This window comes from Arthrobacter sp. 18067, from assembly GCF_902706295.1.
Lineage (GTDB): Bacteria > Actinomycetota > Actinomycetes > Actinomycetales > Micrococcaceae > Arthrobacter.
Genome location: NZ_CACSJJ010000039.1, coordinates 1 through 10321, shown reverse-complemented (window position 1 = coordinate 10321; position 10321 = coordinate 1). Strand labels below are relative to the sequence as shown.

The 10321-nt window shown below is 64.1% G+C and carries 10 protein-coding genes and 1 tRNA gene; 10 read left to right on the top strand and 1 reads right to left on the bottom strand.

Annotated elements, in window-relative coordinates; all coding sequences use genetic code 11:
• Window positions 1-235 precede the first annotated feature (235 nt).
• The 4 genes from hutG to GVL04_RS23565 all read left to right on the top strand — a co-directional run bounded on the left by hutG (window position 236) and on the right by GVL04_RS23565 (window position 2940).
• Window positions 236-1183, top strand: coding sequence for a formimidoylglutamase (hutG, locus tag GVL04_RS23580; protein WP_159709060.1), 948 nt, complete (start codon window positions 236-238; stop codon window positions 1181-1183).
• 54 nt (window positions 1184-1237) lie between these two features.
• Window positions 1238-1702: a hypothetical protein gene (locus tag GVL04_RS23575; protein WP_159709058.1), complete on the top strand. Its 465-nt coding sequence runs from the start codon at window positions 1238-1240 to the stop codon at window positions 1700-1702.
• A 133-nt stretch (window positions 1703-1835) separates the two neighbouring features.
• Window positions 1836-2759 (top strand): glycoside hydrolase family 43 protein, encoded by a 924-nt coding sequence (locus tag GVL04_RS23570; RefSeq protein ID WP_235036425.1) that lies wholly within the window; start codon window positions 1836-1838, stop codon window positions 2757-2759.
• A gap of 110 nt (window positions 2760-2869) precedes the next feature.
• A tRNA-Cys gene (locus tag GVL04_RS23565) sits at window positions 2870-2940 on the top strand.
• Between the two features lie 94 nt (window positions 2941-3034).
• Here GVL04_RS23565 and GVL04_RS23560 read toward each other — a convergent pair.
• Entirely contained in the window at window positions 3035-3778 is a 744-nt protein-coding gene (locus tag GVL04_RS23560) for a FadR/GntR family transcriptional regulator (RefSeq protein WP_159709056.1), read from the bottom strand.
• A gap of 212 nt (window positions 3779-3990) precedes the next feature.
• Between GVL04_RS23560 and GVL04_RS23555 the strand changes: the two genes are divergently transcribed.
• The 6 genes from GVL04_RS23555 (at window position 3991) to GVL04_RS23530 (ending at window position 10146) form a co-directional block, all read left to right on the top strand.
• Window positions 3991-5358, top strand: coding sequence for an MFS transporter (locus tag GVL04_RS23555; protein ID WP_159709054.1), 1368 nt, complete (start codon window positions 3991-3993; stop codon window positions 5356-5358).
• A gap of 84 nt (window positions 5359-5442) precedes the next feature.
• Window positions 5443-7200 carry a dihydroxyacetone kinase family protein gene (locus tag GVL04_RS23550; RefSeq protein WP_159709052.1) on the top strand — a complete coding sequence of 586 codons (1758 nt, stop codon included), beginning with the start codon at window positions 5443-5445 and terminating at the stop codon, window positions 7198-7200.
• A complete protein-coding gene (locus tag GVL04_RS23545; protein WP_024819245.1) occupies window positions 7197-7667 on the top strand; it encodes a ribose-5-phosphate isomerase in 471 nt (156 codons plus the stop codon). Before GVL04_RS23550 ends, GVL04_RS23545 begins: the two co-directional genes overlap by 4 nt.
• Window positions 7651-8475, top strand: a complete 825-nt coding sequence (locus GVL04_RS23540) for a triose-phosphate isomerase family protein (protein WP_235036424.1) — start codon at window positions 7651-7653, stop codon at window positions 8473-8475. Before GVL04_RS23545 ends, GVL04_RS23540 begins: the two co-directional genes overlap by 17 nt.
• A complete protein-coding gene (locus GVL04_RS23535) occupies window positions 8472-9284 on the top strand; it encodes a sugar phosphate isomerase/epimerase (RefSeq protein ID WP_159709050.1) in 813 nt (270 codons plus the stop codon). Before GVL04_RS23540 ends, GVL04_RS23535 begins: the two co-directional genes overlap by 4 nt.
• 1 nt (window position 9285) lies before the next feature.
• Window positions 9286-10146, top strand: a complete 861-nt coding sequence (locus tag GVL04_RS23530) for a phosphogluconate dehydrogenase C-terminal domain-containing protein (RefSeq protein ID WP_159709048.1) — start codon at window positions 9286-9288, stop codon at window positions 10144-10146.
• The last annotated feature ends 175 nt before the right edge of the window (window positions 10147-10321 follow it).

Genomic DNA, 10321 nt, shown 5'->3' with positions numbered 1-10321 from the left:
GAAGCCTCAAGAACCGAGACCCCCGCACACACCAAATCAACAAACTCGGCACGCGCACCCGAAGGAAACAACTTGACCATGAAACGCTCCATCAATCAGAGCGTTGCAACGACCCTATGACTTTGCCGCGCAGACATTGTCATCAAATGCCAACTCGCGGGGGAAGTCCGGGGTTTCAGACACGCGCGTTGCGGGGTGGCTGGTTTTCGCGTGCCCGTTCGGGTGTGCTTGAAGCATGGAAACCAGCCCCCTCACCGTAGATGTCAGCCCCACCCCGTGGACCGGCCGCTTTGACGGCGACGGCGCCGCGCACCGCCGGTGGTGGCAGGCGGTAGCACCCCACACTTCGTCAGCGGCCGCGGCTGCCTCGCGGCCCGCCGTCGTACTTGGTTTCTGCAGCGACGCCGGAGTCCTCCGCAACAAGGGGCGCGTGGGTGCCGCGGCGGCTCCGGCCGCCATCCGCTCGGCGCTGGGTCCGCTGGCTTTCCACCTTGACCGTGACGTATTCGACGCCGGAGACGTGGTTGTGGAGGACGACTCACTGGAAGCGGGCCAAGAGCGCGCCGGACGCGCCATTTCGGGACTGCTCGACGCCGGAAACCTCACTGTTGTGCTGGGCGGCGGCCACGAAACCGCGTTTGCCAGCTACCTGGGCGTAGCCGGTTCTGAGGCCGTTCGTGGGAAGCGACTGGGCGTGCTGAACCTGGACGCCCACTTTGACCTGCGCGACGAACCCACGCCGAGCTCGGGCACGCCGTTCCTTCAGATGGCCCACGCGGAAGCGGCCGCGGGGCGCGAACTCCAGTACGCCGTCGTGGGCATTTCGGAGCCGAACAATACGCGAACGCTCTTCGACACCGCAGACCGGCTGGGCGTGAAGTACCTGCTTGATGAGCTGTGCTCCCCGGAGGCCGCGGAGGTATTTGTTGCCGACTTCCTGACTGGCGTTGACGCGCTGTACCTGACGATCGACCTGGATGTCATGCCGGCATCCGTGGCGCCCGGAGTGAGCGCGCCCGCCGCTTATGGCGTGCCCTTGCCGGTGATCAGCGCGGTCTGCCGCCAGGTCGCTGCGAGCGGGAAGCTGCTGCACTTGGACGTCGCCGAGCTGAATCCGGAGTTCGACATTGATTCCAGGACCGCCAGGGTAGCTGCCCGACTGGTTAACACGCTGCTCGCCTAGGCCCCTGTTGCCGGCTGCTTCCTCCGCTTAGCCTGTGGGGAGGAAAGGATGGCGATGCGCGAAACTCCTGTGCAGGACAAGTGGGCCTGGGTGGCCGGGCCAGTGGCTGTGGTTCTGGGACTGGCAGCGCACATGGTCGCGGGCGGCAGCGCTCCGGCCGTACCTGTCGTCCTGGCTTTCGCTGCGCTGGGTGCACTCGCCGCCCAGCTCATTGCCCGTTGGGTGCATGGGTCGTTGTTGTTGCTGCTGTTTTCCGGGCTGGCGCAGCAACTGCTTCACTTCGGCTTCGTCGCATTCGGTGGCTTCTTTGCGGGCAGCGGGCTGCTGGACCACTTGCACAGCGGCCAGGTCTTGGGGGACGTGCCAGCAGGGGCCGCTCCCAGTGGGGGCTCCGTGCACCTCCTGCTGTACACCCACATGGCAGCGGCGATCCTCACGCTGTTGGTTGCAGCGGGAGTGGCGAAGCTGGCGGCGCAGAAACGTGCACAGCCGCTTCGACGGGCGAACCATAGCCTCTGACCGCCCACCGTCGTCGAGCTGTGTATGGCAGCGAAGCAGGAGTGTTTTCAGTCAATGGCATGAGGACTCTGCAGCCGGCTCTGCCCCTCGTACTGTTTGGCTGAACATGCTGCTGCCAACGAAGGATACGGAAATGACCACGGGACCGTTGAAGAAATTGTCGGAGATCAGGATCCGGGACCCGTTCATCCTTGAGCACACAAGCGGAAGATATGTACTGTTCGGTACCACTGACCAGAACGTGTGGGGCGGCCCGGCAACTGGATTCGATTGCTACACCAGTGACGATCTTGAGTATTGGAAAGGCCCGATTGCAGCTTTCCGGCCGCCTGAAGGCTTCTGGTCAAGCTCGCAGTTCTGGGCGCCGGAGGTCCACGCCTGCCAAGGGCGGTTCTACATGTTTGCGACATTCCTTTCGGACCACGACCACGTCCGCGGTGTCGCAATCCTGGTGGCAGAGGCACCTGCAGGACCGTTCCGGCCATGGAGTGACGGCCCCGTCACTCCACGGGGAGTTCCCTGCATGGACGGCACCTTCTTTGTGGACGACGACTCGACGCCGTGGCTGGTCTACAGTCGCGGGGCGGAGGGCACGGCTGCCGGCGAACCGCCCCTGGCGGACGGGCAAATGTACGCAATGAGGATCTCCGACGACCTCAAGTCAGCCGATGGCGAGCCGCAGCTGCTTTTCCGGGCATCCTCCGCGTCGTGGAGCAAGCCCCTGCGTTTTCCGGAGGGCGTGGAACCACCAGCGGAGCTCGGACTCGCGAAGGACCCGCTTTTCACTGATGGGCCGTTCGTGAGCCGAACGCCCACTGGCGGCCTTGAGATGTTGTGGTCGAGCTTTGGCGACGAAGGCTACGCCATGGGGATAGCCCGCTCCACGTCCGGCAACATCCTTGGACCGTGGACCCAGGAAGGCGAGCCGCTCTGGGCCCGCAACGGCGGCCACGGAATGATCCTCAACGCCTCCAACGGAAACGACTATCTTGTCTTCCATTCACCCAACGACTCTCCAAACGAACGCACCACCCTGCTTCGTATGGAGTCTCATTAGGGCGTCATTGAGGTCACGGGCAGCAACCTGCGGCAACGCTTCGTAGCCCTGCGAAAGCGGGGGCAATGAACGTTGAATTCCCCTCGCCCGGCCCCCTAGTGTCGTTTGCACGTGGTGTACCCGAGAGGCCAGGGAGCTGCCTGCAAAGCAGCGCACGCGGGTTCGAATCCCGCCACCACGTCTCGGGGATCCTGAGCCGGAAACCCCTTCGCGAGATGGCATTTAATGGCAATGTTCCGCTCAGACATTGGCATTAATTGACATCTCGCGGGAGATTATTGGGCTGCGTCGAAGCCCGCCAGCAGGCGCCGCGATGCCGTAGCCATGTGCGAGCGCATGTTCTGTGAAACGGCGGACGCGTCCCGGGTAACAAGTGCCTCGTAGATGGCGGTGTGTTCGCGCAGGGCAGCCTCGGCGTGGCCTTCATCGGTCAGTGCCCGGTCCACCCAGATCCGCAGCAGCGAGCGGATGCTTTGGAGGAGTTCTTCCAGGACCATGTTGCCGGAGGCCGCGGCGATCTCGCGGTGGAAGGCCGCATCGGCTTCCACGAAGGCTGCGAGGTCGTCGAGGTTCTTTTCCATGACGTCAAGGTCGGCCCGCATCCGTTCCAGGGCTTCATCCGTGACCCTCAGGGCGGCCAACTCAACGGCCTGAACTTCCAGTCCGCTGCGTAATTCAACCAGCTCGCGGGTCCGCGGCTCCCCCAGCATCAATCCCCAGCTGAGCGTTCGCGGCAAAAGTTCGGAGACGCCGTCGCGCAGGTACGTTCCCGAGCCGGGACGGACGATCACGATCCCGAGGATTTCCAGGGCGGCCAGTGCCTCGCGGACTGCCGAACGCCCAACACCAAGTGAAGCCGCCAACTGCCGCTCTGCCGGAAGCCGGGTGCCAGGGGCGATGTCTCCACTCGTGAAGTAGGCAAGGAGACGCTCCGCTACTTCGGACACAACGGAGCCTTGCTCCATGGGGGCAAGCGCTGCCGTCATGTGGGCCGCTGCTGCGGCTGAGTTCGCTGACACCTTCACAGCGTAGCAACCGGATGACCAATCCCTGCGGCGACGAGTCAGCGCCCAAAAAACTTTAACTAGTCAACCGGTTGACCAATTTAGAATCCAGTCCTATGGTTTAAATCACAAGCTTCGCCATCGCCGGATCCCCACCGGCAATGCCACGAGTCAGCCCGGCGCATCCAGTGCAGGATCCGCAGGGACACCAACATCTAGGAGTCAATGTGGACACCACACAATCGGTGGTCGAGAAATCCGCAATTAAGAAGGTGGCAATCCGGCTGGTGCCGTTCGTCGCCCTGATGTTCTTCATCAACTATCTGGACCGCACGGCCATCTCCTTCGCCGGCCCCAACGGCATGAACAACGACCTCGCCCTTTCCGCGGCGCAGTTCGGCTTCGCCTCCGGCGTCTTCTTTATCGGGTACATCCTGCTCGAAATCCCCAGCAACCTGGCCCTCCACAAGTTCGGTGCCCGCCGCTGGCTGGCCCGCATCATGGTCAGCTGGGGCATCGTGTCCTTGCTCTTCACGTGGGTAGGAAACGTTGAACAGCTCTACATCCTCCGCTTCATCCTGGGTGTGGCAGAAGCCGGATTCTTCCCCGGCGCCATCCTCTTCCTGAGCCTCTGGGTCCCTTCCAGGCACCGCAGCAAGATCCTGGCCCTCTTCTACTTGGCACAGCCCCTCACCACGGTGATCGGCGCTCCCCTCGCCGGCGCTTTGATCCAGCAGCACGGCGTGTTCTTCGGCCTGGAAGGCTGGCGCTTCATGTTCTTCGGCGTCGCCATCCCCGCGATCATCGTCGGCATCATCGCCTGGTTCTACCTGGCGGACAACCCGTCCAAGGCCAAGTGGCTCACTGCCGAGGAGAAGACCTGGCTGACCGGCGCCCTGGAGAAGGAAAAGAAGGAAACAGCCGCCAGCAACAAGCACGTCAGCGTACGCACGGTGTTCGGTAATGGCCGTGTCTGGATGCTCTCGATGATCTACTTTGGCTTCATCTACGGCCTCTACGCGCTGGGCTTCTTCCTGCCGACCATCATCGCCGGCTTCGAAGGCCTCTATGGTGCCAAGTTCGATGTCTTCCAGAAGGGCCTCATCACGGCCATCCCTTACCTTCCGGCAGCGTTCGCCCTGTACTTCTGGTCCAAGGACGCCACCAAGCGCGGCGTGAAGACCTGGCACATCGCCCTTCCGGCCCTTATTGGCGGCCTCAGCATCCCGCTGGCACTGTTCGCCGGATCCCCGGCAGCCACCATCGCCGTCATCACCATCACGGCCATGTCCATCTTCGCGGCCTTGCCGAACTTCTGGACGGTCCCCACGCAATTCCTCACAGGAGCAGCTGCAGCAGCAGGCATCGCACTGATCAACACGGTGGGCAACCTGGCAGGCTTCAGCGCCGGTTACATCACCGGCTGGCTCAAGGATCTGACGGGTGGTTACACGGTCCCCATGTTCGTCGTCGGCGGCTTCATGTTGCTCTCCTCGATCCTCATGGTGACCCTCAGCAGGCAGGGCAAAACAGCGGCAGGCACGCCTGCCGAGGCGCTGGACCCCGCTGGCGCAGGGCACCACGCGGAGCCGTAACCACCACAAGCAGGTTGTGCCCTTCCAGCAGGGAGGGCACAACCACCACACTTCACACCCTTCAGTACAGTCCAGGAGATACCCATGACCCGCCTCTTCAACGAGCCCTCAGCCTTCGCTGATGAAATGATCGAAGGCTTCGTCGCATCACACGGCCGGTGGGTCCGGCGCGTCTCCGGCGGTGTTGCCCGCAGCACGCGTTCGACGCCGGATACGGTCGCCTTGGTGATCGGCGGCGGCTCCGGCCACTACCCGGCCTTCGCCGGGCTGGTGGGCCAGGGCCTGGCGCACGGCGCGGCGATGGGAAACCTGTTCGCCTCACCCTCGGCACAACAGGTCTATAACGTAGCCAAGGCAGCGGATAACGGTGGCGGCGTACTCCTGGGTTACGGCAACTACGCCGGGGACGTCCTGCACTTCACCCAGGCCCAGGACAAGCTCCGCGCCGAGGGCATCGATTGCAGGAGCATCGCGGTCACGGACGACATCTCCTCGGCTCCCCTGGCCGAGAAGGACAAGCGCCGCGGGATCGCCGGGGACCTGACGGTCTTCAAAGTGGTGGCCGCTGCCGCTGAGGCCGGCTACTCCATGGACGCTGTGGTGGAGATCGCCGAGCGCGCCAATGACCGCACCCGTTCCTTCGGCGTCGCGTTCACCGGCTGCACGCTGCCGGGCGCGGACCACCCACTCTTCTCCGTTCCCGAGGGGCGCATGGCCGTGGGTATGGGCATCCATGGTGAACCCGGCATTGGCGAGACAGACATTCCGACGGCGGACGAACTCGCCGAGCTGCTGGTGAAGGACCTCCTGGCCGAGATCCCGGACGACCTCTCCGTCCAGCGCGCACGCGTGGTCCCGATCCTCAATGGCCTGGGTAGCGTCAAATACGAAGAGCTGTTCGTGGTCTACCGCCGCGTCGCCCAGCTCCTTTCCGAGGCCGGTATCGAGGCAGTGGACCCGCAAGTGGGCGAGCTCGTCACCAGCTTCGACATGGCCGGCACCTCCCTGACGCTGTTCTGGCTGGACTCCGAGCTCGAGGAACTCTGGCTCGCACCCGCAGACGCCCCGGCTTTCCGCCGCGGCGCAATCACCGCTCAAGCGCTCGACGCCGACCAGCTCACCATGGCTGCCGAGCAGCAATCCGTGATCCCGGACGCCAGCGAAGAATCCAAAACCGCAGCACCCACCATCCTCGCGGCCCTGGGCGCCGCCAAAGCCGTGGTGGATGCCAATGTGGAAGAACTCGGCCGCATCGACGCGATCGCCGGCGACGGTGACCACGGCATCGGCATGGAACGCGGAATCCACGCCGCCGTCGCTGCTGCGGCAGACGCCGTCGAACGCGGTGCCGGGGCAGGGACCACACTGAACCTGGCCGCCGACGCCTGGGCGGACAAAGCCGGTGGCACCTCAGGCGCGCTGTGGGGGATGGCGCTGCGCGCCGTCGGACGATCCGTGGGTGACAGCGAGCGCCCCACAGCCGCAGCCGTGGCCGCAGGAGTGGCGGGAGCGAAGCGTTCCATCATGGAGTTCGGCAAGGCCAAGGTAGGCGACAAAACCCTGGTGGACGTTCTGTCCCCGTTCAGCGACGCCCTCACCGCGGCCGTTGACGGCGGAGCAACCCTGCGCGAGGGGTGGGGCTCCGCCGCCACCATCGCCGAACAATCCGCTGAGGCGACCGCGAACCTCGTGCCCCTCATGGGCCGTGCCCGCCCGCACGCCGAAAAGAGCTTGGGAACACCCGACGCCGGAGCCGTCTCCATGGCTTTGATTGTCCGGGCCATCCACAACACCCTCGCCGGGAATGCCGCCGGGAAGATCTCAGTAAAGGAAACAGCATGAGCACCAAACTGCGCCTGGTCATTGGATCGGACGACGCCGGATTCGAGTACAAGGAGGCCCTCAAGGCCGATCTTGAAGCGAACGGCCTGGTCGAGTCCGTCACCGACGTTGGAGTGGACGCCACGAGCCACACTCCGTACCCGTCCGTAGCCATCGCCGCTGCTGAACTGATCGCCGCCGGCAAGGCCGACCGGGCACTCCTGGTCTGCGGCACCGGTCTGGGCGTTGCGATCGCCGCCAACAAGGTCCCCGGCATCCGTGCCGTCACCGCCCACGATTCCTTCTCCGTGGAACGCTCGGTCCTGAGCAACAACGCCCAGGTCCTCACGTTCGGCCAGCGCGTGGTCGGGCTGGAACTCGCCCGCCGCTTGGCCAAGGAATGGCTCACTTACACCTTCGACGAAACCTCCGCTTCGGCCGAGAAAGTCACACTGATTAAGGACTACGAGGGTGTCACTTCCTGCTAAGACCGCCAGCGCGGCTTCCCGGCAACCACGTGCGGTGATCGGCGTGAGCCTGAAGATGTACTTCGGCTACCAGCGCTCCGTGGACTACTGCCGCGACATCGCCACCATCGCCTTCAAGCACCCGGCAGTGGTGAGCGGCGACATCGAGTTGTTCGTGCTGCCCACTCTCCCGGTCCTGTCCGAAGCAGCCCGGATCCTGGGCGCGGCCGGCGTTGGTACCGGAGCGCAGGACATTTTCTGGGAAGACGAAGGCGCGTACACCGGCGAGGTGGGCGGCAAGACCGTCGCCGAGCTGGGCGGACGGTACGTCGAGGTAGGGCACACGGAGCGACGCCGGATCTTCGGCGAGGACGATCGAGTGATCGGCCTGAAGACCGCTGCGGCTTACCGCAACGGACTGACCCCGGTCCTGTGCGTTGGCGAACTGATCGCCGGCTCCCCCGAGGAAGCCATCGCCCAGTGCACGGCCGAAATCGACGCCGCCCTCAACCGTGCCGGAACGCTCGGTCCCACCAGCCGGACCATCGTGGCCTACGAGCCGCAATGGGCCATTGGCGCCCCGGAACCCGCAACACCCGACTACATCAGCGCCGTGGTCCGCGGACTGGATGAGCACCTTCGTTCCTTGCCCGGCCAAGGGGACAGCCGGGTTATCTACGGCGGCAGCGCCGGACCGGGCCTCATCACCGAACTGGACACCGCCGTCGCAGGCTTGTTCCTCGGCCGCTTCGCGCACGATCCCGCAGCGCTGAAGACCATCCTGGACGAGACCGCCGCGCGCCTGGCCGCAAAGGCGGTGGCAGCATGAACGGCGCCTCCCAAAGCAAAATCGGAGTCAGCAGTTACGCGTTCTTTTGGCAGCTCTCGGACCAAGTAAGCGAACCGCTGAGCATCCATGATGCACTGCGGAAAGCGTCGGATTTGGGTGTGGACCTCTTCCAGATCTGCGACTACGCGCCACTGGAAGACATGAACGACGCCGAGCTCGCCGCCGTCCGTACGACGGCCGACGGGCTGGGCATCACCCTGGAAGTGGGGACCAAGGGTATCCGTCCGGAGCACCTCCGGAAGTTCCTGCACATCGCCCAGGTGCTGGGCTCGGACCTGCTGCGGACCATGTTCAACGTCCCCGGCCACACCCCGGACACCGAGGAAGCCGTCAGGATCTTCACTGACGTCCTGCCGGAATTCCAGGCAGCCGGGGTGAGGATCGCCGTCGAGACCTATGAACAGGTCCCCACGGAACGGATCCTGGACGTCGTCCGCCACGTCAACAGCCCGTACCTCGGAATCTGCAGCGACCCCGCCAACACCGTGGCTGCGCTGGAGATGCCACGGCAGGTGATTGACGCCGTCGGGCCTTATGTCCTGAACATGCACATCAAAGACTTTGCGTTCAGCCGCAAGCAGGGATGGGTCGGGTTCACGTACTCGGGCGCACCCCTTGGCGAAGGCCTTCTCGACTACGACTACATGGTCGAAAAGATCCAGCCCAAAGAAAGAAACATCAACCAAATCGTCGAACACTGGCTGCCGTGGCAGGGCTCCGAAGCGGAGACCATCCGCCTCGAAAACCAGTGGACCCAACAAAGCCTCGATTTCCTAAGGAGCAAGTGAAATGTCAGCAGAACAATTGACCGTCGCCGTTGTCGGAGCCGGTGGCAAAATGGGGATGCGCGTTTCCCGCAACCTCCAGAAGTCCACCCACAACGTCTTCTACAGTGAAAACTCCCCCGCCGGCCAGGACCGCGTCCGCGCCGAAGGCCGCGAAATCACCGCCACCGACGACGCCGTTCCCACGGCCGACGTCGTCATCCTCGCCGTGCCGGACACCGTCCTTGGCATCGTTTCCGAGGGCGTCGTCCCGCAGATGAAGTCCGGTGCGATCCTCCTGACCCTCGATCCCGCCGCCGCGTACGCAGGCCTGCTGGCCAAGCGCGACGACGTTGTCCAGGCCGTTGCGCACCCCTGCCACCCGTCCGTGTTCCTGGAGCGCACCACCAAGGAAGAATGGGCCGACACCTTCGGCGGCCAGGGCGCCCCGCAGAACGTGGTCTCCGCGATCGACGACGACGCGCCGATCGCAACCCGCGACGTAGCAGAAGCCGTCATCCGCACCATCTACGCACCCGTGATCGACGTTCACTGGGTCACCGTCAAGCAGCTCGCCATCCTGGAACCCACACTGGTGGAAACCGTGGCCTGCATGATCGGCACGCTGCTCAACGAAGCCCTCCACGAGACCGTCCACACAGCCGGTGTTCCCGAGGAAGCAGCCAAGGCCATGCTGTTCGGCCACGTCCAGATCGCCCTCACCAACGCCCTGCGCGGTTCCAACCCGTTCTCCGAAGCCTGCGAAATCGCCATCCAGTACGGCAAGGACACCATCATCAAGGACGACTGGAAGAAGATCTTCGACGACTCCGAGCTGGACGGCGTGATCGCCAAGATGCTCAAGCTGGACGCCGTAAAGCGCTAAGGCCTCCGAGCCCTCCACCGAGGTGGCATTTGATGGCAATGTTTGGCTGGCAAAGTCATAGGGTCGTTGCAACGCTCTGATTGATGGAGCGTTTCATGGTCAAGTTGTTTCCTTCGGGTGCGCGTGCCGAGTTTGTTGATTTGGTGTGTGCGGGGGTCTCGGTTCTTGAGGCTTC